Consider the following 23,397-nt stretch of genomic DNA (forward strand, 5'->3'; position numbering starts at 1 on the left):
GATGCCGGCCTTGGTGTTGTCGATGACTTTGGTCTTGCGTTTGCCGGCTGCTACGTCAACGAGCAGGCAGCAGTCGAGTTTGGCTTTGGAAACGTCGATACCGAGAAAGTGCATGATGAGAAAAGATCGAGAAGATGAAGAAAGTGCCACGTCGCCCACTTGCCTTGTGCATACAGGGTCGCGCCCTTGGCTACCGTTCAGTGTCTAATTGGCGAGGAGGGTGAGGCAGCGGGCTTGATCTACGTCGCAAGGTCCAGGCCTTCAGGGGGGGTCCAAGCTGCCGCTGCCTCGTGTGATGGGAGCTAACCATCACGGGAAGCAAGATACAAGGTTGGGTTGAGCGTAGCGATACCCATGCTGCTGGGTTGAACGTGAGCGATGGGTATCGCTGCGCTCAACCCATCCTACGCGCAGTGCCGCAGCCATCTCCCCTCCCTCACGAGCAAGGCGAAAGCCGCGCAAGCAATGGCAAGGCCAGAAACTCAAAGCCTGAACCGCACCATATCCGCTTCCAGCGTCGCGGCAATGCTCCCCAACTTGCCAGCCGCGCTCGCCGAGTTGGCTGATGCCGCGCTGTTCTCTTCCGCTAGCCGCGATACCGTTTCGACATGCTTGCCGATGTGTTGCGCAGCGGCGGTTTGTTCCTGCAGCGCGTCGATCAGGTCGGTGACATCGCGGCGGGTGTTGCGGGCGCCGTCGTGCAATTGCCGCAGCGGCTCGACCAGTTCCCCCACTTTGTTCACACCGATTCGTACTTGCTGTTCGCCCGATTGCAGTACTGCGGCGGCGTCGCGGGTTTGTTGCTGGATGGTCTGGATGGTGGCGCCGATCTCGGCGGTGGAATTGGCGGTGCTTTCGGCCAGCTTTCTTACTTCATCCGCCACCACGGCGAAGCCACGCCCGGCTTCCCCGGCGCGGGCGGCTTCGATCGAGGCGTTGAGCGCCAGCAGATTCGTCTGATCGGCGATGCCTTTGATCACGCCGACAATGCGGCCGATGTCGTCTGCCTTGGTCGCCAGTTGGGCCACATCGGCGGCGGAGCGCTGGATGGTGTCGACCATGCGGCCAATCTCGTGCGCGGCATCCTGCAATTGCCGGTCGCTCTGGCTGGCTAGTGTTTCGGCCGTTTCGGCCGTCGCCAGCACTTGGCGCGAGTGCTCCGAGATGGTCTCGATGCTGGTACACAATTCTTCGATTGCTGCTGCCATCGCTGCCGTCGATTCACTTTGCCGGCGCGTGCCGTGGGCAATCTGGCCGCCGCTGCCGGCCACGCTGCCAGCTTCAAGATTGACCAGTCGGGCGCGTTCGAGCACTTGCTTCAAGCTGCCTTGCAGGGTGTCGAACAGATCGTTGAGCATCCGCGCCGCGCCGGATAACTCATCGCGGCCGTGCATCGGCGCGCGTACGGTCAGGTCGAGTTGCTGTTTGGCGGTATCGATCGCGCCGGAAATCCCCTGCACCTGCCGCATCACCGAACGAATGATCACGAGCGCCACGCCACTCAGCACTACCACGCCGATCAACGCGGCAACGAGCATGCCCCAGCGTGCCGCCACGGTGGTGTCGCGGCTGGCGTCCACTGACAAACGGGCCGCCTGGTTGTTGAATTCGATCAGCTTACGCAGGCTGGCATTGGCGGAGTCGAACAGCGGCTGCGATGCCTCGTAGGCCACCTGGTAGGTATCCATGCTGATATCGGCATGGGCCAGCTGATCCTGCATTTTCGAGAGGCCGCTATCGGCGTCCTTCCATTGCTTCCATTGCGCCTCGAACACCTGCCACAGCTGCTGTTCCTGCGCGCGCTTGGGTCGGCCGGCGTAGGCTTTCCAGCCCTCGTCGACGCGCTTCCACAGCAATTGTTTCTGCTCCAGCCGCTTGCCCAGTGCCACGCCGGGCAGCGATTCGCGGGCGATCATCAGCACCAGCAGTTCTTCGGCACGCAGCGCATGCTGCCCTTCGCCAATCGCCTGCAGACCACGCACTGCGGGCATGACTTCGGTATCGATCTCGCGGATGGCCTGTTCGCCCTTGCTGATGCCCAGCCAACCCAAGGTCGATGTGACCAGGAGCAGGGCGAGCGCTACGCCGCTGAATAGATAAAGTTTCGTCAGGATTTTCACAATGACATCCAAATATAGGAGGAGGCCGTGCACTGAAACGGCGCGTGAACGCAGCTTATCCAAACCGGTTTGGAAAAACAAAATATTCTTACGATGTCAAATGACAATTCATCGAACTGGTGGGTAATTTTTGCGATTTCTTACGCTGTGCAGGCGGTGTGCGGCATGACGCAAGTGGCGTTGTGCATGCGCGGGGAAGGGGAAGTACACGACCCGCGCAGCAGACTTTGTTGTTGACTTCGGAAACGATCGTTTCCTATAGTGGCGGCATGACCGGATCAACCCCATCCCCAGACAAGGAATGCCGCACCCGTGGCCGACCGCGTGAATTCGACGTGGACGAAGCACTGGACAAAGCCATCGACGTGTTTCGCGAGCGCGGCTATCACGGCACGTCGATTAGCGATCTGAGCGCCGCGATGGAGCTGACGGCGGGCAGCATCTACAAGGCGTTCAAGGACAAGCACGCGGTGTTCAGCGCGGCGCTGGAACGCCACATCACGCTGCGCAAGGCCGCCATGCAGGCGGCCATCCAGACCGAAAAGTCCGGCCGAGACAAGGTGTGCAAGGTGCTGACCACTTACGCGACACAGTGCCACGGCATCGAGGGGCGGCTTGGCTGTCTGGTGGTGGGCAGTGCCATCGAGCTGGCGATTTTCGATGAAGGGATTGCCCGGCAGGTCAACGACTCGCTGATGCGGAATGAGACGATGCTGGCCGGGTTGATCAAGGACGGGCAGGCGGATGGGTCGATTGCTGCCGACATCGACGGCCCGGTGACGGCTCGCTCGATGCTGTGTGTTCTGCAAGGCATGCGCGTGCTGGGCAAGACCGGCCGGGCGCATGAGGAGTTACTGGCCGTGGTCGATGTGGCGATGAAGCTGCTCGGCTGATCAAAATTTTTTTACTTATTTTGGAAATGATCGTTTCCATTTTTGGAGAGTGCCCATGTCTGCCGAAGCCACCCTGGCTGCTCCGTTGTCCGAGCCGCCCGCCATTTCCACCTGGTTGACCCTGCTGCTGGCGACCGCCTGCGGCTTGATTGCCGCCAATCTCTACTACGCGCAACCCCTCATCGGCCCGATCAGTGCTGCGCTTGGCTTATCGCCGCAAGCGGCCGGGTTGATCGTGACCATGACCCAGGTTGGCTATGGGGCTGGTCTGCTGTTGATCGTGCCCTTGGGCGATTTGTTCGAGAACCGGCGCTTGATTGCCTGCGTGATCTCGCTGGGCGCACTGGCCGAGGCTGCCGCTGCGCTGGTCACGCATTCACTGCCGTTCCTGTTGGCGGCGCTGTGCATCGGCTTGGGCTCGGTAGCGGTGCAGATTCTGGTGCCATTCGCCGCGCACCTCGCGCCCGAGGCGCGTCGCGGGCAGGTGGTCGGCAATGTGATGAGCGGCTTGATGCTGGGCATCATGCTGGCCCGGCCGGTGGCGAGTTTCATCACCGATGTTTCGTCATGGCATGTGGTGTTCACTGTCGCGGCCGTTGTCATGGTGCTGCTGGTCGTTGTGCTCAGCAAAACCCTGCCAGTGCGCCGGCCAGCTGCCCGACTGCGGTATGGTGAGTTGCTGGCTTCGATGGGGCGCATGGCGCTGACCACACCGATCTTGCAACGCCGGGCGCTCTATCAGGCGTGCCTGTTTGGCGCATTCAGCCTGTTCTGGACCACCACGCCATTGCTGCTGGCCGGGCCGCAGTTCCGCCTGTCGCAAAGTGGCATCGCGTTGTTTGCGTTGGCGGGTGTGGCGGGCGCAGTGGCCGCGCCGATTGCCGGCCGCTTCGCCGATCGTGGCTGGAGTCGACTCGGGAGTGGTTTGGCGATGCTGACCGCGGCCGGCGCCTTCCTGCTGACGCACATCGCCCAGCCGGGCTCGCTGCTGGCGTTGGCGTTATTGGTGGCAGCGGCGATCCTGCTGGATTTTGGCGTGACTGCGAATCTGGTGTTCGGGCAACGCGCCATCTTCGCGCTCGGTGCCGAGCATCGCAGCCGTCTCAACGGCCTCTATATGGCGACATTCTTTGCCGGCGGCGCAGTGGGATCGGCGTTTGGCGGCTGGGCGTTCGCGCAGGGCGGCTGGGCGCTGACGTCATGGGTAGGGTTCGCCTTGCCCGTCGCGGCCTTGCTCTATTACGCGACCGAATACGCGACCGAGCGTTGAGCGCTGCGCTGCTGCTAAAATCGCCGAATGACTCAGGAATTCGACATCCTCATCGTGGGCGGCGGCCTGGTTGGCGCCGCGCTTGCCGCCAGTTTGCGTGACAGCAGTTATGCCATCGGCCTGATTGAAGGCAATCCGCCCGCCAGTGAATGGCCGGCAGATGAATGGGATAACCGCGTATACGCCATCAGCAGCGCCAGCCGGCGCTTGTTGCAAAAAATCGGCGCTTGGCAGCGGCTCGATCCCGCCCGGCTCGGCCCGGTGGCCGCCATGAAAATCTACGGCGACGATGGCCATTCCAGCCTCGAATTCAACGCGCTGGATGCCGGCGTGGATGATCTGGCAGTGATTCTGGAAAGCCGGCAGCTGCAATCCGCACTGTGGCAAACCGCCGCTGAAGCGCCAAATGTCACGCTGATCTCACCAGCCCGGCCGGAAAGTCTGGTCACCGATGCCGAAGGCGCGTTGCTCACGCTCACCAGTGGCGAGACGATTCGCACCAAGCTGGTGGTTGGCGCGGATGGCGCACAATCCTGGCTGCGCGAACAAGCCGGCATTACCGCCAAGGTCGAGCCTTATCAGCAGTGGGGCGTGGTCGGGAATTTCGAGATTGAACGCCCGCATTACGGCGCGGCACGGCAATGGTTCTTTGAGGACGGCGTGCTGGCGTGGCTGCCGCTGGCCGGCAATCGCATTTCCATCGTCTGGTCGTGCAATGACGAGCGCAAGGCTGAGCTACTGGCGCTGACGCCGGAAGAACTCGCCGAACGCATCGCCGCCGCTGGTGGCCGGCAGCTGGGCGCATTGATCGCGATTTCGCCGGCAGCGGCGTTTCCGCTCAAACTCACCCACGTTGAAGAACTCACCAAGGCGCACGTGGTGCTGGTCGGCGATGCCGCTCACACGGTCCATCCGCTCGCTGGTCAGGGCGTGAACCTCGGATTCGGGGATGTGGCGGAACTTGCGAATATTCTCAAGGCCGAACACCCCGGTCGTTGCGGTGATTACCTGGTATTGCGCCGGTATGAGCGCAGCCGGCGCGAAGCGATTTACCTGATGCAGGGCGTGTGCCACGGCTTGCAAAAACTGTTCAACAACGCCAATCCGTGGCTCAAGCCATTACGCAATCTGGGGCTTGGGCTGACCGACAGCATGCCGTGGATCAAGCAGCAGCTCATCCGCCACGCAATGGACAATTAGCGCGACTGACAAAGCCTCCCTGGCGTTGTTGCTCAGCCTTGCCGTACTCGTAGTACTGTCTGTGGCTGAGCGCCTGGCCAGGAAGGCATTGGCAGCCGCGCGAAATGGATTTGATTGGATTTAAAGAAACTGTTTAACAAATTACAGCGTAATGCCGCCGCTTCTGTACAACGGCATCTATGACGTGATCGTGAGTAGCGACCGCGAACAGCAATGGCAGTACGACTCATGCGGTGGTGCACAATGTTTGAACTCAACTACAACAGCTTATTAAAAGGAAAGAAGATGGCCCTGTTTAGTCGCCTGCTGGTCGTTGCCAGCCTGGTCGCAATCACCGCTTGTTCGGCATCGGCCGATACGGCCCCGAATGCCAGCCAGATCAAGGCCAAGTTGCAGAAGAAGATGGCCGGCCGGGACATCACCGCCGTGAATACCACGCCGATGAAGGGCGTTTACGAAGTCATCGTCGGTGGTCATCAGATCATTTATACCGATGCCAAGGCCGACTACGTGCTGGTCGGCGATATGGTGGACCTCTCCAATCACCAAAGCCTGACCGAGCAGCGCACCAATGAGCTGCTGAAGACGGATTTCAAGCTGCTGCCGCTGGACAAAGCGATCAAGGAAGTCCGTGGCGACGGCAGCCGCCAGCTGGCCGTGTTCTCCGATCCGGATTGCCCGTACTGCCACCGCCTGGAAAACGACAGCCTGAAGGGCGTGACCAACGTCACGATCTACACCTTCCTGTTCCCGCTCAACATCCACCCGGATGCAATGCGCAAATCGCAAGCGATCTGGTGCGCCAGCGGCAATGACGTCGCCGCATGGCGTAACTGGATGGACAACAAGAAGTTGCCGGACCCGATCAAGACCGATTGCACCACGCCGATCACCGAGAATCTGGCGCTGGGCGAGAAGATGGGCATCACCGGTACGCCGGCGTTGGTCTTTACCACCGGCCAGATTGTTCCGGGTGCGATTCCGAAGGAGCAGATCGAGAAACTGCTGACCGCGGCTGCCGCTGCCAAGTAATTCTGTTTTGCCTGTGTGTGGTTGCTTGATCAAGTAGCCAACACTCAAACAAATGCCCCGCTCATTGAGTGGGGCATTTGTTTTTTGGGGTGCCAATGCTCTTGTAGGTTGGCGTTGAGCGCAGCGAAGCCCAACATTCGCCGTGCGTCGTATGCCGCCATTGATAGCGCTGCTTGAGCTGATGTTGGGCTTCGCGATGCTCAGCGCCAACCTACGATGTCCTGCCGCAACATTCGCCGCCACAAATCCTTCATCGACGTGTTATGTCGCCGTCATTCCACTTCAACAGTTCTAGACGACTATGCGGGTTCCCGGCCGATTGACGGGGAGCCGTTACCAAAATCCAGCGAAGCGGTGCTGGCAAGGCGCGCGAAACGCAGACAGTACATTCAGTACGGCAAGTGAGCGCAACGCTGCCAGCAGGGTTTTGGGGGAGGCTCCCTATCGATCGGCGTTTGCCATCAGGAATGGAGGAGTCCCGCATGAGCATGTCCCGTCGTCGTTTTCTGAAATATGGTGGCGCCAGCGCCGCCTTGTCTGCCTTGCCGCTGAGCCTGCAAAAAGTGCTCGCGGCGGGTTCCTCCAGCGGCAGTCTTGCCTCGGTGGCGCACGTGGTCATCCTGTCGCAAGAGAACCGCGCCTTCGATCATTACCTCGGCACCCTCAATGGCGTGCGGGGCTACAACGATCCGCACCCGCTGCGCTTGCCGGATGGCAGCAGCGTGTTCGCGCAAAAGAACGGCAGCAATCAGGCCATCTGGCCGTTCCGTCTCAACAGTGCCAACACCAGCGGCCAGTGCATGGTCGATGTCACGCACGATTGGGCAACCGGTCGCCAGGCGTTCGACGGCGGCGCGATGGACAAGTGGATTCCGAACAAGGGCAATTACGCGATGGCGTACTACACCCGCCAGGACATCGCCTTCCACTACGCGCTCTCCGATGCCTTCACCACCTGTGACCACTATTTCTGTTCGGCCGATACCTCGACCAACCCGAACCGGCTGTTCCTGATGTCCGGCTCGAACGGGCAGGGGTTGTGGTCCAACGGCGCGTCGATGAACAACGACGAAAGCACCGCCTTCACCTGGACCACCTATGCCGAGCGGCTGGAAAGCGCCGGCATCTCGTGGAAGGTCTATCAGGAAGCCGACAACTACGACGACAACGCGCTGGCGTGGTTTGCCAACTTCAAGAACGCAGCCACCTCGTCGCCGCTGTATCAGAAAGGCATGGCGCGTTTCGCCCGCACCCAGTTCGCCACCGATGTGCAAAACGATACCTTGCCGGCCGTGAGCTGGATTCTCGCCCCGGCGGCTTTGTCCGAACACCCGGCTTATGCGCCGAACGCCGGTGCCAACTACGCCAAGATTTTCCTCGATGCCCTCGCCAGCAATCCGGCCGTCTGGGCCAAGACGGTGTTCATCTACACCTACGACGAAAACGGCGGCATTTTCGATCACGTCGTCCCGCCGATTCCGCCGACTGGCACCACCAATGAATGGAACAGCGGTTTCCCGCTCGGCCTTGGCCAGCGCATCCCGACCTGGCTGATCTCGCCGTGGAGCGTGGGTGGCTGGGTGCATAGCCAGACCAGCGATCACACCTCAACCCTGCGTTTCCTGGAACGCTTCACCGGCGTGCAAGAGCCGAATATCTCGGCGTGGCGGCGTAGCGTCTGCGGCGATTTGATGGATGGGTTTGATTTCACCGCCAGCGGTTACGGCTTCCCGACCACCTTGCCGAACACCGCCACCCTCGCCAGCGATGCTGCCTATGCCTGCGCCAATTTGCCGGCCGCGCAGCCGAACGGCGAAACGACTGCGCCGCTGGTCGAAACCGCCGGAGCCCGCCCGCTGCGCCCGGTCGCGGTGCAACCGAACCTCAATGCCGCCATCGATACCTCGACCAAGAAGCTCACGTTGTCATTCGGCAATACCGGCGCCCAAGGCGCGGCCTTCGATGTCCATGGCTACACGTATCTGACCTTCACGCCAATCTTCGTCACCGTGGCTGCCAGCGGCACGCAAAGCCAGGTACTCGATGGCACGAGCGCAACATCCGGCCGCTTCGACGTCGCTGTGCACGGTCCGAACAGCTTCTACCGCCGCTTTGCCGGCAGCTTCTCGGCCACCGCGTTCCAGAATGGCGCTTATCCGCAAGTCACCGTTACGCCGAATACGGCCGGTGGCTCGGTCAGCATCACGCTGCAAAACCGTGCTGCCGTGGCGATCACCGTCAATCTGGACGACTACCTCGCCGGCACGCGCACACCAGTGAATCTGGCTGCCAACGCCACCAGCACCGTCACGCTCAATACCCTCAACAACTGGTATGACTTCATGCTGCTGGTGTCTGGTGATACCGGTAACGTGTTCGTCTACGAGTACTGCGGCCACATCGAAGGCGGCAACAGTTCCACCTTCCCCGGCCGCCGTGCCATTGCCGGCGTCACACCCAGCCCGACACCGACTCCCACCCCAACGCCGACCCCAGTTCCGGGCGGATTTACCACCGCACTGCTGTCCGGCCTGACTCACTACTACCGCACCGAAAGCAACCTGGCCGACGACGTGGGCGGCAGCACGCTTACCAGCGTCGGCCCGGTGACCTATGATGCCAGCGGCAAGTATTCGACCGGCCTCAAGCTCGATGCGACGCAAGCGGCGGCCGCCTTCCTGCCGTTCGATATGTCCGCCGGGCCGGCCAGCTTCACCTTCGGCTTCTGGGTGAAGATGCCCACCGGCATGACCACTGAAACCAGCGTTGCCACCAACAAGGACTGGGCGACCGGGCTGAATGCCGGTATCTCGATCGGCTCCACCGGCGATGGTCGTTTCAAGTTCAACATCGGCGACGGCAGCCACCGTGCCGATGGCTACATCAGCGAAGTGGTCGGCAGCTGGATTTACGTTGCCATTGCGGTCGATGCCACCAACAAGAAGATGTATTGCTACGCCAGCAACGCGGCCGGCACGGTTGCGACCACTACCGTTGATTTCAGCAGCGTCACCGGTAACTTCGTGCCGACCTATGGCCGTTGGGCGCTGAACGAAGATGCGCGTGGTGATTACTACAGCCGCTTCCCGACCGAGAAATACGTGCTGGAGTTCGACGACATCGCCGTCTGGAACCGCATCCTTGCCGCCAGTGATATCCAGGCTATCGCCAGCGCGAATCAACCAATCCAGACCCTGCGCACCCAGCCATCCCCCACGCCGACGCCTGCGCCAACCCCGGTGCCCGGTTTCACTGCCGCGTTGCTCACCGGCCTCACGCACTATCACCGCTTCGAAAGCAACGGCACCGATGAAGTGGGCGGCAACACCGCCACCACCACCGGCCCGGTCGCATACGACACCAGTGCGAAATACGGCAGCGGCATCCAGCTCGATGCCAAGCAAGCTGCCGCCGCGTTCCTGCCGTATGACATGGCCGCCGGCCCGGCCAGCTTCACCTACGGCTTCTGGGTCAAACTGCCGACCGGCATGACCACCGAAACCAGCGTGAGCTGCAACAAGGATTGGGCGACCGGCTTGAACGCCGGCATCTCGATCGGCTCCACCGGTGATGGTCGCTTCAAGTTCAATATCGGCGACGGCAGCCACCGCGCCGATGGCTATATCGCGCTGGTGACCGGCAGCTGGATTTACGTCGCTATCGTCGTCGATGCCACCAACAAGAAGATGGTCTGCTACGCCAGCAACGCTGCCGGCACGGTCGCGACCACCACGGTGAACTTCAGCAACGTGACCGGTAACTTCGTGCCGAGCTACGGCCGCTGGGCGCTGAACGAAGATGCGCGCGGTGATTACTACAGCCGCTTCCCGACCGAAAAGTACCTGCTGGAGTTCGACGATGTTGCGGTGTGGAACCGCCAGCTGGCCGCCAGCGATATCCAGGCCATCGTCACCGCCAACCAACCGCTGCAGAACTTGCGCACCGGTACGGCCTCGGCCAGCACGCTGAGCATCGCGGTTTGCTCACCAGCTTGGGTAGCCGCAACGCAATACCAAGCCAACCAGACCGTGAGCTACAACGGCCGTAACTATCAGGCCAAGTGGATCACCCAAGGCGAGCAGCCGGATACGCACAGCGGCACCGGTTTGGCGTGGCAGGACAATGGAGCTTGCGCTTGATGAATGTGGAATGACCTGACGTGCTAGTAAACAACAACGCCCCGGAAACGGGGCGTTGATGTTTGATCATTAATAACGGCGGGAAACCTAACGCCGGCTCCAAGCCTTCCCCCAGGCAATCCCGCGCAATTCAATCTGCCGATAGCTGATGCGGGAGATGAGCACCACCAGCACCAGCATGGCGATCCCCAGCAGATTGTCGCCAATGTAGCTGTCGGTGCTCAGATAGACCGGCCCGTCCTCGACGGTGACCAGCGCTTCCGGCCAGAACCGCTGCATGGTCCATTGCAGCACATGCAGCAGCGCGTAATGCGTCAGGTAGATCGAGAACGACCATTGCCCCAGCTTGACGAACCAGCGGCCGTGCAGCAATTGGGACACCACACCACTTTCGAAAGAAAACAGGATGATCGCGATGCTGAATACCCACGTGGCAATGAAACTCTTGGCTGGATAGTGGCCGGTGATGACGTAATACAGGATCAGCACCGTCAGCACTTCCAGCAGCGTGCCCAGTGTCTTGTCCGGGCGGCGGTGTTGCAGCCAATCAAGGCAACCGTAGGCCAATGCCCCGGTGAAAAAGCAGGTGATGCCGCGAAACCCGCCGCTGCTGGTGAAATCCAGCCGCAGCAGCACGGCCAGCGAGCAAAGCGCCACGATCACGGCAAAAGCGATCTGGCTACGCCGGAAGTCCAGCAGCAATACCAGCCCGAAGCCCAGATACAGGTAGTACTCGACGCTGATGCTCCACGCCGGCCCATTGAAGGCGAACGGATCGGCCGCCGGCAGCCATGCCTGCAGCAGAAACAGCTGGTACAGCCATTGTCGCTTGAGCCCGCTGCCGGTCAGCAAGGCATGGATCTGCCCGCTGGCGATGCTGGCGCTGATCAGTTGCCACAACAGCGGCAGGCTGAAGAGCAGCAGCATGGTCAGATGCAAGGGCAGCACGCGGAAACTGCGGCTGATCACGAATTGGCCGAAGGCGGGGCGATCGAAGCTTTCCCGCCGATAGCGATGGGCCAGCACGAAGCCGCTGAGGGTGAAAAAGAATTCCACCATCAGGCCGGCCGAGCGGAAAAAGGTCAGCTCGCTAAAGCCTTGCAACAGGTGCTGGTGAAACACGACGACGCAGAGCGCACAAAGCCCGCGGAAGCTATCGAGGACGACAAAGCGCCGGGTATCAGCGGAAGACATATTCATGACAAGGGGTTACGAAAAGCGAACGCGATTGTATGCGAAGACGCCCGATCCGGGGCTGCGTTAGCACGCGTGTGCGCCAAAGAAAAACCGGCGCAAAGGCCGGTTTTTCCATTGCCGGGATTCGCGCCGCATCACTCAAGCCAACACCATCACCTCATCCAGCGCCTTGCGCGGCTTCTGTGGCCAATTGCCTTCTGCCGGATAACCGGCGGTGATCAGGATGACCGGAATTTCGTGGTCGGCCAGCCCGAACTCCTGCGCCACGCCAGCCGGATCAAACCCGCTCATGGCCCCGGTGGAGAGCCCCATGCCTTGGGCGGCGAACATCAGCGTCATTGCAGCCAGCGAGGCCGAGCGCATCGCTTCATCGCGTTGCAGCTGCGGATTTGCAACATGGTTGTCCTTGGCTTGGGCGACCCAGCCGTCGACGGTGGCCTGTTGCAGGATGCCGGCATCCAAGGCGGGCTGCAGCGCTTGGGGCAGGCCTTCGTAGGCGGCCAGCGTGCCGCAAATGATGAAGGTCACGGGGGCGTCCACCACTTGCCGTTGCCCGTAGGAGACAGCTTGCAGACGGGCTTTGGCTTCCGGCGAGCGCACGGTGATGAACTTCCAGTTCTGGAAGTTGTAGGCCGACGGGGCGCGGGTGGCGAGGCGCACCAGTTCGGTGACGGCTTCATCCGAGACGGGACGGCTGGCATCGTAACGGCCGGTGGATATGCGGGATTCGATCAGGGTTTTGACGGTGTTGAACATGGTGTGCTCCTGGCAAGAAACGGGATGTTTGTGATTCAACGTGCGGCAACCAATGCAGGTGTGGCCGGGCTCAAGGCTCGTTGTACCAAGAGGATGCTGCCCAGCACGGTGATGAAACCGGCCAGCGAGATTGCGTTCAGGCTTTGCCCGAGCAGCGCCCAGCCGAGGATGACGGCGGTCAATGGGCTCAGCAGGCCGAGCGATGACACGGCCACTGGCGACAAGCGCGCAATGCCGCGGAACCACAGGGCGTAGGAGAGCAGCGCGCCGAAGATGGAGAGATAGGCGTAACCCAGCATTTGCGTGACGCTCAGCGCGGGCAAGGGGGCGTCGAAAGTCCATGCCACGGGCACCAGCATCAGTCCGCCGGCCAGCAACTGCCAGCCGGTGAAGGCCAGCACCGGCACATCCGGCCGCCAACGCCGCGCCAGATAGGTACCTGTCGCCATGCATGCCGCGCCAACCAGTGCGGCAGTGATGCCGATCGGGTCCCACACCGAGCCGGGGGACAGCAACAGCGCTGCCATGCCCAGCACGCCGATCACGCTCGCCCCGACGGCTAGACTGGCCGGTTGGCGGCGATCAATCGCCCACGCCAGCCCCATCACCAGCAGCGGTTGAATCGCGCCGACCACCGCCGCCAGTCCGCCGGGCAAGCGATAGGCTGCCACGAACAGCAAGGTCTGGAAGAAACCGATATTCAATGCGGAGAGCACCAAGAGCCGGCCCCAATCGGCACGAGCCGGCAAGCGCCGTACATACAGGGTGAGCAGCAACCCGGCCGGCAAGGTGCGCAGCAAGGCGGCGGTGAACGGGCGATCCGGCGGCAGGATCGTGGTGGTGACGATATAGGTCGAGCCCCAAATGGCCGGCGCCAGCGCGGTCAGCAAGGCATCAAGCCAGGAGGAACGGTTTTGTGTGGTTGCCATGATATTATCTCGAAGTGAAGATAAATTTCAGTCTGATGGCTGTTTATCTTGAAGTCAAGATAATTGAGGGTCGGTCATGGAAACTAAAAAACAGCCGGATGCGGTCGACGACATCCTGGCGCAGTGGAAGCGGGAGCGGCCGGACCTGGATGCCAGCCCGATGGGGCCGATCGGGCGCGTGCGGCGCTGTGCCGCGCTGCTACAACGGCGGCTGGATGAAACGTTTGCGGAATTTGGCATGACCAGCTGGGAGTTCGATGTGCTGGCCACGTTGCGGCGGGCCGGCGCGCCACATTGCCTTGCACCCACGGCATTGTTTTCCGCCCTGATGATCACCTCCGGCACCATGACCCACCGGCTGCAACGGCTCGAAGCCAGCGGCTGGGTCGCCCGCCACCCGAACCCGAACGATGCGCGCAGCATGCTGGTGCAACTGACCGACGCCGGGCTGGCGTTGATCAACCGAGCGGTGGAGGCGCATGTCGAGAACGAACACCGGATTCTTGCGCCGATTGAGGCGGGTGATCTGGCGGTGCTGAATGAGTATTTGGCGATGTTGCTGGGGGTGTTGGAGGTGCGGGAGGAGTAAACCCCCGTCTCATTCCCATCCGGGCGGTGGAAATAACAATGCCCCGTTGCCGGGGCATTGTTGGTTGATGCTGACCGAGATCATCGGAAGGGGGGGCCGCCGATCAATGCCCGGCAGGCGGGGCGGGCGTTTCGGTTGCCGGTTGGATAGGCGGTAGCGCTGCGCTTTCCTGCTTTGCCCAGTATTGCAGCAGTGCATAACTCACGGCGAGCAAGGTCGGGCCGAGGAACACGCCCAGCATGCCCCAGGCAAATGCGCCACCCATCACGCCGACAAGGATCAGGATGAAGGGCAAATCGCTGCCCTTGCCGATGAACAGCGGCTTCACCACGTTATCCGCCATGCTCACCACGCCCAGCATCCAGATCGCCAGGAAAATCGCCCAGCCCGTGTGGCCCTGCTGATAGAGCCATAGCGCGGCCGGTAGGCCGAGCAAGCTGGGGCCGCCGGGGATCAGCGACAGGAAACACGTCACCAGCCCCAATGCGGGCGCATTCGGCACGCCACTGAGCAAGTACCCGAACCACGCCAGCGCGCCCTGGACGAGCGCGGTCCCCAGAAAGCCATACACCACGCCGCGCACGGTATGGCCGGCGATACGCATCAGCTCCTGCGCACGCTCGCCGCCGATCCGGTGCAGCGCGTTCATAATCCAGCGCACGACATCCTGCCCGCTGATGAAGAAGAAAAACGCGAACATCAGGCTGAGCAACATCAGCAGCAAACCACTGCCCACCGCCGCGCCAAAGGTCAGCAACAGCTGACCAACCGGCTTGAGCCATTCCTTCACGCGATTGACCACCTCGGTATCGCCGCTGCCGAGGCCCGCCCAGAAGGCATCGATCTTTGGCCCCACCCAAGGCAGACCGCTGACCCACTGCGGCAAGTGCGGCAAGCCGTTGGCGACATGCGCCTGCACCCAGCTGGTGATCTCGTCGATATTGGACGACAACTCCAATCCCGCCACGATCGTCGGCACCAGAATCAACAGGCTGAAGATCAGCAGCATCAGCAGCGCTGGAATCGAGCGATTGCCGCGCATCAAGCCCACCAGCCGCATATACGGCCCCCAGGCGGCATAAACGAGGATGCCGCCCCAGACCAGCGCAGCGATGAAGGGGGCAAGGATCTGGTACGACAGCACCAACAGCAGCACGACGGCGCAGGTGGCGATCGCGGGTTCGATCCAGATGTGTCTTTTCTGCATTTGGGTTCTTCGGTGAGGGGCGGGGTTTGCCATTGTAGATGGCGTTGGTGCGGATTCGATATCAGCTTCGTAGGGCGCAATCCCCGTAGGGCATTGCGCCGCAACGTGGGTTGTGTCCGGCTGGCCGCAACGTTTGATTCAATCAGCCGGAGAGAGGGTGATGAAGCTCGTCCGTTGTGACCTAGGCGGTGCGGCGCAGTGCCCTACGGGGATTGCGCCCTACGGAGCCGAAGATTTTGAACTGAGCAATCAACGCGGCAACACCGGCCCCGAGTCATAAATCACCGTCCCCCAATGCCACAGCTGGCCCGGTTCGATCACCGGTGGAATCGGGTTCGGCAGGCTCGGGTACGGTTTGTAGACCACCATCGCCAGCTCGGTGCAGTAGTAGCGATCCGGCACGTTGAAGCCGAGCAGGCCGAGGTAGTTGTATTGCTTGCCGACCAGCTCGCGGGCCTGGATCACGGCGGCGTGGGCTTTTTCTTCGGTCGCCCAGACCGGGTGGATCAACAGCAACCGTTCGGATTTGGCGGTGAAATCCGCCAGCGGCGTGGTGTGGATGCCAATGCCTTCGGCCTCGATCACCTGCTGCTTTTCCAGATCGAGAATCGCCGCGTGTGATAGCGGCATATTGGTGACGGTGGCGACGAGATTATCCGTCTCGTGCAGGCCGCGAATCGCCAGCCAGTCGCCTTGTTTGCCGAGCCGCATGATGGCGTCGAGCATGGCGGCGCTGGTGGCGGATTCGGCGATCTTCTGTTGCATCGGGTGGACGGCGCAACCGGTGAGGGCAGCGGCGAGGAGGACGGTGGAAAGCAGTAGAGGTCGGAACATCAGTTTTCGCAGTTCGGTTTTCAGGTCAGTCTTCGGGTCAATCTTCAAACAGGGATTTGGCGGCCTCGATCACGTGATCGACCGCGCCATCGACAATCGGCGTCCAGTATTCGGATACCTTGCTCATCAGCGCTTCGCCAGTGTCGTCTGCCACCTTGGCAGCAATCTTTTTCAGCGTGGCTTTGAGCACGCCGCTGAACGACGTATCCGGCGCACCGGCCTTCACCAAGGCATGGCGGATCGCCTCGCGTTCGTCTTCGGAAAGGCTGTCTTCAACCAGCGCCGTAACGGCGTCGAGCCCGAGCTTGATCAGGCTGGGCGAGAACGAGCCATCCGAGACGTAACCCAGCACCTGCAACTTGGCGCGCAGATGATCGGCCAGCAGCGGGTTTTCCACTTCCAGTACGAACAGCTCGCCTTCCTTTTGCAGCAACGGCCGCTTGAGCAACGCCTTGACCCGCGCATCGAGGCTGGCGGCGCTAGAGCGCCGTAGCTCCCGTTCGTAAATCAGCCGGCGGGCTTTCGAGCGGGTGATGTGCAGGGCGGAGACCAGCTGGTACACGGTTGGCTCCGGTTCGATCGCGCCGATCCGCTCCAGCAGATTGAGCACCAGCAACTCGACCTCGCCCTTGGGCAAAGTGCCGAAGGCCGGATTCAGATAGTGAGCAAGAAACTCTGCCAGCGCCGCGTTCGTTTGTTCCGGCGGAATGTGTTTGAGCAGGAAGTCGATATCCAATTTGATCGGCCTGGTGGGTGGGTTTGTAGGATGGGTTGCGCTTGCATCAGGCCTTCTCCCCTCGCCCATTGATGGGAGAGGGGCCGGGGGTGAGGGTGGTGCCAAATGCAGCGACCTTTGCAAGCACCCTCACCCTAACCCTCTCCCATAAATGGGCGAGGGAACGAGTGACTTCTCCGTGGGCCGATTAGAATCGGGAGCGGCCTTTGTTTCCGCCTCCACTGTCGCCCGTAAAGCCCAAATCACTGCAACTTGCTATTCATGCACCCCGCACTGGTGCACTCACGCAAGCGCTCAACCAGGAACTGCGCGCGCTCGGTGGTCATACGCGTGGCGCAATCCAGATTCACGAAAAAGCCGCGGTTGTCTTTCCAGCTGCATTCGGTGTTGCGGCTGCTGATCCAGGCCAGTTGGCCTTTCTTCAGCGCGGCCTTGCCGTCGGCATCCAGCTGTTTCACCAGCTTGCCGTAGGCATCGTTCAGGTCTTTGTCGGCCTGCAGGTAGACCTTGTCCAGACAGTACAGATCGTCGAAATCGTTCTTGGGTTTGTCGCAGGCCGAGTTGGCGAGTGCGCCGTGGGCGGCAAAGGCCAGTGTCAGGGCGATCAGGATCTTGTTCACGTATGTGCTCCTCGATATGTCGGTGGATGAGTCGGGAAAGGGCGTCATCACACGCCCGGATCGTTATTCCGCCCTCAATCATATGACAACAGCAAAAAAGGCGGGGCAAGCTGTGTAACGGCCGGGCTGACGCTTGGCTTCAAGTTGCCGATGTTCTTCGCACCGTTCCCCGGTTGCCGTCCACTTCCACCAACTCCCCGTGCCGCAGCTGATCGAGTATCCCCGGCAGGTTCACCACTGCCGGAATGCCGAACTCCCGCGCCACGATGGCCCCATGCGAGAGATAGCCGCCCGTCTCCATCACCAGCGCACCGGCCTTGAGAAACAACGGTGTCCAGGCCGGATCGGTAGATGGGACGACGAGCACATCGCCGGCTGCCATCGTTAACCCGTCGGCGGGGCTGTGCGCGATGTGCACGCGCCCTTGGGCGTAGCCACTACCCACGGCGGTGCCGCGCCAGATGTCGCCCGCTTCATCATATTTGCGTGCCGGAGCGATGGCGGCTGGCGCAGCGTCACCATGCTCCATCACGACATCCGGTTCGCGTTGCAGTGCCCAGGCATCCAGCTGTTTTTGCCGTTCTGCGGCGCGGGCGGCGGCAGCGATGACAGGCAAGCGGCCTTCAGCCACAGCGAAGACTTCCTGCGTAGTCAGATTGAAGATGTCGTTTGCTTGTGCCAACCCATCCGGGCCAGTCCAGCGTTCGGCCAGTGTGCACATCGCCCGTCGCAACACTTCCAGATGTGCGATGAAGGCGCTGCGAGCCGCTTCGCGATGGTTGCATTCCGTGGTGGCGGTCTTCGCCAGCTTGGCCACGATGGGTCGCAGCCAGAACGGCAGCACTTGGCGCAGGCGTTGCCGAGCCTCGGCGGCGGCCTGTTGTTGGCGCTGACGTAGCGGGGCCGGATCGGCGCCGATCAGGTTGAGCACGCTATCGAGCAGGTAGTCCGGCGCCTCGCGCCAGCGGGGATTGCGCATATAGGTTTCGTAGACAGCGCGATGGCCGTGAGCGCGCAGGAAGTCGGCAAAGGCGCGGCGGAACGGGCTGTCTGCCGGCAACGCGGTCGGCCAGCCGGTGCCGACGCGATCCGGGCTGCGCAGCCATGCCAATGCGGTTTCGTCTGCTGCGGCGATGCGGGCCAGTTCCAGGAGCGCATAGCCTTGTGCGGCGGTTACGCTGGGTTCGCCGCCCGCCAGGAGTGCAGCAGCAAGGGCATGGCCTTCGCCGGGGCAGTATTTGTCGATCAGCTGCACCAGATTGAACAAGGTGCCGCCGCTTGATCCTTGCAGGAAGAACAGATCGTCCGCGCCGCGCACGATGGCGAACTGCTCGCGCATGCGTTGCGCGAGTGCGGCGTTGTCGGCAGATAGTGGCTCGTTCAGCCAGTCTGCCGCGCGTTGCCGGGCATTGCGCAACGTCGCCTCGGCATTGTGGCGCAGGCGGCCGTTGCGCTTCAGGTAGCGCAGCATGCGCAGCCCTCGGGCGAGACGTTGCCCAAACGTTGGCGGGAGGACGGTGATCTCTGCCTGCTGGCCGCCCAGCAACTGGTTCATGGCCTTGGGGGGCACGCCCAGCGCATCGTAGCCTTCCCATTGCATCAGCGAGGTTTCGAGATAAAGCCGGCCGTGGAACAAGCCGGCACGTTGCGCACCCGGCAATAGCGCGTACCCGCTCAGCGCATAACCCCGCGTCAGCATGCGGCTGACCATGGTACGGCTGAGCCCCCAATCCATGGGCGATAGGGGCGCGGGCAGGATTTCCCGCGTGTTGCCACGCGACCAGAGCGCGGGCTGGTTGGCGAGTGCCGGGTAGGTATGGCGGGGCCGCGCCGTGACCGGACGAGCCTGCACGATCCAGAAGCGCTCGCCATCCCACACCCATTCCACGTCATAGCCGCTGTGAGCGTAGTTGAGGGCGCAGGCCGCATCGCGTACCAATGCACCCAATTGCAGCGCTTGGGCCGGTGTCAACACGGGCCGGGCGGCCAAGTCGGCTGGTGTGGTTTGCAACTCGGTGCCGCCTGCCGCAACCGGCACGCTCCATTGCGCCTTACTGCCGATGCGTTGCTCGATCAGCTGCAAACTGTCGTCCAGATAGTTTTCCTGCAGCCGGTATTCGTCCCCATCGACTTGACCATCGACCAAGGCCTCGCCCAGCCCCCAATGCGCATGAATCAGCAACTGATCGTCGCGGCCGGAGATCGGGTCGCAGGTGAAGGCGATCCCAGACGCCCGCGCTGGCAGTAGCGGCATCACAACCACCGCCATCGTCGCTTCGCTGTCGTCGATGCCCATGCGCTGCCGGTATGCCGCGGCTTGCGGCGTCCACAATGAATCCCAAACCGCCTGCACCGCTGCAACGGTGGCATCGAGCCCTCGCACATTCAGGCTGGTGTGGTGGATGCCGGCGAACGATGCCTTTGCGGAGTCTTCTTGCGGGGCGGACGAGCGCACTGCCAGTGCTTGCGCCAGCCAGCCGCGTTGCGCAATTTCCGCTGCCAGCAATTGAATCAGGCTGGCTGGTGGCGGCTCGCCGGCTGTGCGCTTGCCACACGCCGCCGCGCTGATGACAAAACCAGGTGGCACCGGTACGCCGAAGCGGGCCAGCCGGCCCAACTGCCAGCCTTTGCCGCCGGCTTGGGTAGGGCCGGCTTCTGCCGCTGCGGTTAGATCGAAAATCAGCGCGGTCATGCTTTGCCCCTCGTTGGGTTGTGATCAGGCGTTGCGATCAGACCGTGCAGAAATACATGCAGCGTGGCATCGAATTCAGCACGCAGATCGCTATCCGGCGCGGCCACCCAGCGCAGCAGCGCGCTCAGGTACAGGAACTGGAACATCTGCGCCAGCTGGGCGGGCGGCAGATCAGCGCGCAACTCCCCGCTTGCCTGGCCTTGCCGGATCAACGCCTCGAAGACTTGATCGAGCCCGCTGCGGGCGGATTTGGCATCGGTGGTCGTTGGTGGCGTGACGGCATTGGCGAGGCGAAAGCGCAGGTAGTGGACCAGATAGGTGCGATGCCGTGCCGACCAATCTGCCGAGGCGTGCAGCAGGCAAGTCATGCGGGCGGCGAAATCCGGCGCGGCCTCGATGGCAGCGCGCAAACGTGGAATGTCGCCCGCCAGCTCGCTATGCAACAGATGCGCCAGTAGCGCTTCCTTGACCGGGAAATGGTTATAGAGCGTGCCCTTGGCGACATCTGCCTCTGCCGCGACTTGCTCCATCGTCACCGCCTCGAAACCATGCGCTTCGAACAGGCGAAAGGCGGTGGCGGCAAGGTGATCCAGCGTTTGCTGGCGCTTGCGCTCGCGGCGGCCGGGATCGGTATCGGGGGAGGGCGGAGGGGAGGTTTCGGCAGTCATGGCACACCTGAAATAAATTTACGACGTCAAATATTGTACGTCGTTCAATAATTTATCGGCAAGCGTGTGCCGCTGGCCGGGGCGCGTTTTACGCAGTTCGTAGGATAGGTTGAGCTTGCGATACCCATCGCTCCCGTTGAGCGAAGCCGCAGGCATCGCTTCGCTCAACCCATCCTGTGAATTATCCCTTCGTTAGAAAAGTCATCGTCCACGTCCCGCCACTCTGATACCGCGCCGGGAAGTCAGCGAAGCGCATGACCGTCGTGCCCGCCCAAGGGTCTTTGATCAGCAGCGTGGGCTGTGATGATTGGGTGTAGTCATAACCACAGATGACGACCACGTGTGCGAGGGACATGCCGTTCCAGGTGATCCGTACCCCGATCGGCTGCCCGCTGTCGATCTCGGCCTGAACCTGGCTGAACGGAATCGAGCCTGCCAGTGAGCTGTTGAGATGGCCGACATATTGCAGCGCATCTGCCACCGAAAAAGGCCGGTTGCATGCCGATGACACAGGGGTGTTGCAGCAATTGGACTGACTGAAGGCCCAACTGGCCAAACTGCATTGCGTGATATTGGCGGCAGCATGTGAGTTGTAATAGGCCGCAACACTCGCTGCCACTGCGGCCCAAGCCCAGTTGGTCTGTGTCTGCATTTGCATGTTGAATGCCTGCTCTTTCGATGAGGGCGATGCGGCAATGGTCGGCTGATGCGCCTGCAGCATGTGTGGCGCGGCCAGTGCTTCCTCTTGTTGAATAACCGACATTGCAAGGCTGGCATTCACGGTGGCGGAAGTGGTGATCACCTGTTCCGGCAACGTTGTCGCCAAATGATCCGGGCTGGTGCTCTCGACGATGGCCGATACGCGCCACGGCCCTAGCGCCGGATCGACCGGATGAATGACCTCGCCTTCTGATGGCACGGTGAGCCTCGTCTGACTCTGTGATGCATCGGTGATCTCGTAAGTCACTATGCCAATGCTGGCTGGTATCTCGTTTCTCAGGATGATCTGGGCCATTGGGTTTCTCGTGGTCATCGTGTGGAGGGGCGTTGTGGGCTTTGCGGCCACTAGCTTACGACGATCAGATGAGTTGGTTTCAAGATTGGATATTTATTTGTGGTGCTGAGGTTGATCTACCTGCAGGGATGCATCGGGAAGATAACGCTGGATGTCATGGCCGCAGCTTTTGTAGGAGCGAGCTTGCTCGCGATGGCGACGGTTTTCAGCGCCAATGGCGCAAGTAAAGGCGTTACATACCGGTTCCGCCCGGCGGACGGGGAAAGGACTTTGTCTCGCCAAAGCCCTCTCCACTCCAAAGGCGACCCTGCAAAAGCGTCTGGCGCAAGCGCCAGATTCCCCCGCCAGCCAGCCCGTCACGGGCGGGAATCGAAAACTCGGGCTAAAGCCCTCAAACACTCGATCCCCGAAACCCCCGTGCCGGACTGGCTGGCGGGGCGCTTTTGAAAGGGGGGCAGACCATTCTCACCCCGACCCTCTCCTGTGAAGGAGAGGGTGACTTGGGTTGATACGGCAGTGCTAGTTTGTGTTGCGCTGCTGGCGTTTTTCTCCCCTCGCCCGTTTACGGGAGAGGGGCCGGGGGTGAGGGTGCTTGCCATCAACGCCTCATCCGCACCGCCTTGACCAAGCCCAAGCCGGTGCGGAATACTTTGCCCGTTGTGTTTGACGACGCAACAAACGGGTTTGACGACCCGCAACATCAAGGCGAACGAACCGCTGCAAAGCGGTTTTTTGTTGTCCGCAATACCCTTGTACGTCTTCAATGGCGGGCCTTGGTAGGGGCACCCTCGGGTGCGCCGGTTCCTTGATGCCGGTTCGTCAACCTTGCCTTGTGCCCGCCACCTTCGTTTGACGACGGAGCAGCGGGCTTCCCAGCACATCAAGGAGGCTCTCATACCCAACGTACCTCAAGGAACGCCAGCACCACCCCCCATCCCATGCTATGGCCGCACCGTCCAATCCGTAGCCGGTGCCTCGGCAGAGGACATCGCACGCCACGGCATGGATAGCGTGGCCGAATTAGGTCGGCTATTCCAAATCCTCGTCGCCATTGTCGAACCCGGCTCCGCCGCGTATCAACTGGCGCAATCGGGCATCACGCTGGCGCACGAACGCCGCAGCTCCCTCGATTTCGCTCGCGTTTGCGTAAAAAGGGTGAATGAGAAGGACAGAAAGTATGTAGTGGTCAACTTTCCCCGGACACCCCACTAGGTGCGTTGCCAGCCGATTCCCGCTCAAACACGGAGGGTGGCCGGTAACCCAGTTTGGAATGCAGCCGCAGGCTGTTGTAAAAGCCCACGATGTAATCCGTCACATCACGCACCGCTTCCGCCGGGTTGGCATAGTCGCGCTGCCAGACCCGTTCCATCTTCAAATTCAGGAAGAAGCGCTCCATCACCGCGTTGTCCCAGCAATTGCCCTTGCGGCTCATGCTGCACACCACGCCATGCCGCTGCAGCAACGCCTGGTAGGCCGCGCTGGCGTACTGACTGCCTCGGT

The 23,397-nt window shown here is 61.7% G+C and carries 18 protein-coding genes and 1 pseudogene; 6 read left to right on the top strand and 13 right to left on the bottom strand.

The genetic code is table 11. From position 1 onward, the window contains the following. Both BR41_RS25335 and BR41_RS20745 read right to left on the bottom strand, forming a co-directional pair. Positions 1-114 (bottom strand): annotated as a pseudogene (locus BR41_RS25335) (IS110 family transposase); the annotation flags it as partial. A gap of 368 nt (positions 115-482) precedes the next feature. Beyond that, complete coding sequence (locus BR41_RS20745) at positions 483-2,120, bottom strand: methyl-accepting chemotaxis protein (protein WP_156970835.1); 1,638 nt, start codon at positions 2,118-2,120, stop codon at positions 483-485. A 269-nt stretch (positions 2,121-2,389) separates the two neighbouring features. Between BR41_RS20745 and BR41_RS20750 the strand changes: the two genes are divergently transcribed. The 5 genes from BR41_RS20750 to BR41_RS23295 all read left to right on the top strand — a co-directional run bounded on the left by BR41_RS20750 (position 2,390) and on the right by BR41_RS23295 (position 10,654). Beyond that, complete coding sequence (locus BR41_RS20750) at positions 2,390-3,013, top strand: TetR/AcrR family transcriptional regulator (protein WP_084187495.1); 624 nt, start codon at positions 2,390-2,392, stop codon at positions 3,011-3,013. 55 nt (positions 3,014-3,068) lie between these two features. After that, a complete protein-coding gene (locus BR41_RS20755) occupies positions 3,069-4,283 on the top strand; it encodes an MFS transporter (RefSeq protein ID WP_035061073.1) in 1,215 nt (404 codons plus the stop codon). Positions 4,284-4,310: 27 nt separating this feature from the next. Then, a complete protein-coding gene (locus BR41_RS20760; protein ID WP_035061075.1) occupies positions 4,311-5,483 on the top strand; it encodes a UbiH/UbiF family hydroxylase in 1,173 nt (390 codons plus the stop codon). 285 nt (positions 5,484-5,768) lie between these two features. Continuing rightward, positions 5,769-6,515: a DsbC family protein gene (locus tag BR41_RS20765; RefSeq protein WP_035061076.1), complete on the top strand. Its 747-nt coding sequence runs from the start codon at positions 5,769-5,771 to the stop codon at positions 6,513-6,515. A 482-nt stretch (positions 6,516-6,997) separates the two neighbouring features. Continuing rightward, positions 6,998-10,654, top strand: coding sequence for a phosphocholine-specific phospholipase C (locus tag BR41_RS23295; protein ID WP_051711529.1), 3,657 nt, complete (start codon positions 6,998-7,000; stop codon positions 10,652-10,654). A gap of 87 nt (positions 10,655-10,741) precedes the next feature. Here BR41_RS23295 and BR41_RS20775 read toward each other — a convergent pair whose 3' ends face one another. The 3 genes from BR41_RS20775 to BR41_RS20785 form a co-directional block, all read right to left on the bottom strand. Then, on the bottom strand, positions 10,742-11,854 hold the full coding sequence (locus tag BR41_RS20775; protein ID WP_084187487.1) for an acyltransferase family protein: 1,113 nt from the start codon (positions 11,852-11,854) through the stop codon (positions 10,742-10,744). A 135-nt stretch (positions 11,855-11,989) separates the two neighbouring features. Next, entirely contained in the window at positions 11,990-12,607 is a 618-nt protein-coding gene (locus BR41_RS20780) for a nitroreductase family protein (RefSeq protein ID WP_035061083.1), read from the bottom strand. A gap of 35 nt (positions 12,608-12,642) precedes the next feature. Further along, positions 12,643-13,536, bottom strand: a complete 894-nt coding sequence (locus BR41_RS20785) for an EamA family transporter (protein WP_035061084.1) — start codon at positions 13,534-13,536, stop codon at positions 12,643-12,645. Positions 13,537-13,612: 76 nt separating this feature from the next. Here BR41_RS20785 and BR41_RS20790 point away from each other — a divergent pair, with 76 nt between their 5' ends. Beyond that, positions 13,613-14,125: a MarR family winged helix-turn-helix transcriptional regulator gene (locus BR41_RS20790; RefSeq protein WP_035061086.1), complete on the top strand. Its 513-nt coding sequence runs from the start codon at positions 13,613-13,615 to the stop codon at positions 14,123-14,125. Between the two features lie 103 nt (positions 14,126-14,228). Here the strand turns inward: BR41_RS20790 and BR41_RS20795 are convergent, their stop codons facing one another. The 8 genes from BR41_RS20795 to BR41_RS20835 form a co-directional block, all read right to left on the bottom strand. Further along, the gene (locus tag BR41_RS20795) at positions 14,229-15,332 is read right to left on the bottom strand and encodes an AI-2E family transporter (protein WP_035061088.1); all 1,104 of its coding nucleotides are present in this window, start codon (positions 15,330-15,332) and stop codon (positions 14,229-14,231) included. A 249-nt stretch (positions 15,333-15,581) separates the two neighbouring features. Continuing rightward, a complete protein-coding gene (locus BR41_RS20800) occupies positions 15,582-16,166 on the bottom strand; it encodes a YiiX/YebB-like N1pC/P60 family cysteine hydrolase (protein ID WP_156970836.1) in 585 nt (194 codons plus the stop codon). Positions 16,167-16,203: 37 nt separating this feature from the next. Beyond that, positions 16,204-16,902, bottom strand: coding sequence for a hypothetical protein (locus tag BR41_RS20805; RefSeq protein WP_035061093.1), 699 nt, complete (start codon positions 16,900-16,902; stop codon positions 16,204-16,206). 242 nt (positions 16,903-17,144) lie between these two features. Continuing rightward, positions 17,145-17,522 (bottom strand): lysozyme inhibitor LprI family protein, encoded by a 378-nt coding sequence (locus tag BR41_RS20810; RefSeq protein WP_051711531.1) that lies wholly within the window; start codon positions 17,520-17,522, stop codon positions 17,145-17,147. 139 nt (positions 17,523-17,661) lie between these two features. Beyond that, complete coding sequence (locus tag BR41_RS20815) at positions 17,662-20,214, bottom strand: PEP/pyruvate-binding domain-containing protein (RefSeq protein WP_035061100.1); 2,553 nt, start codon at positions 20,212-20,214, stop codon at positions 17,662-17,664. Next, positions 20,211-20,882 (bottom strand): TetR/AcrR family transcriptional regulator, encoded by a 672-nt coding sequence (locus BR41_RS20820; protein WP_051711533.1) that lies wholly within the window; start codon positions 20,880-20,882, stop codon positions 20,211-20,213. Before BR41_RS20820 ends, BR41_RS20815 begins: the two co-directional genes overlap by 4 nt. Positions 20,883-21,063: 181 nt before the next feature. Next, positions 21,064-21,897 (bottom strand): C39 family peptidase, encoded by an 834-nt coding sequence (locus tag BR41_RS23300; protein WP_169741342.1) that lies wholly within the window; start codon positions 21,895-21,897, stop codon positions 21,064-21,066. A 1,186-nt stretch (positions 21,898-23,083) separates the two neighbouring features. Next, positions 23,084-23,397: integrase core domain-containing protein (locus BR41_RS20835; protein WP_035059890.1), on the bottom strand; the 314-nt coding region annotated here is incomplete at its 5' end.

The sequence above is a fragment of the Andreprevotia chitinilytica DSM 18519 genome, assembly GCF_000711875.1.
In the GTDB taxonomy this organism is placed as follows: Bacteria; Pseudomonadota; Gammaproteobacteria; order Burkholderiales; family Chitinibacteraceae; genus Andreprevotia; species Andreprevotia chitinilytica.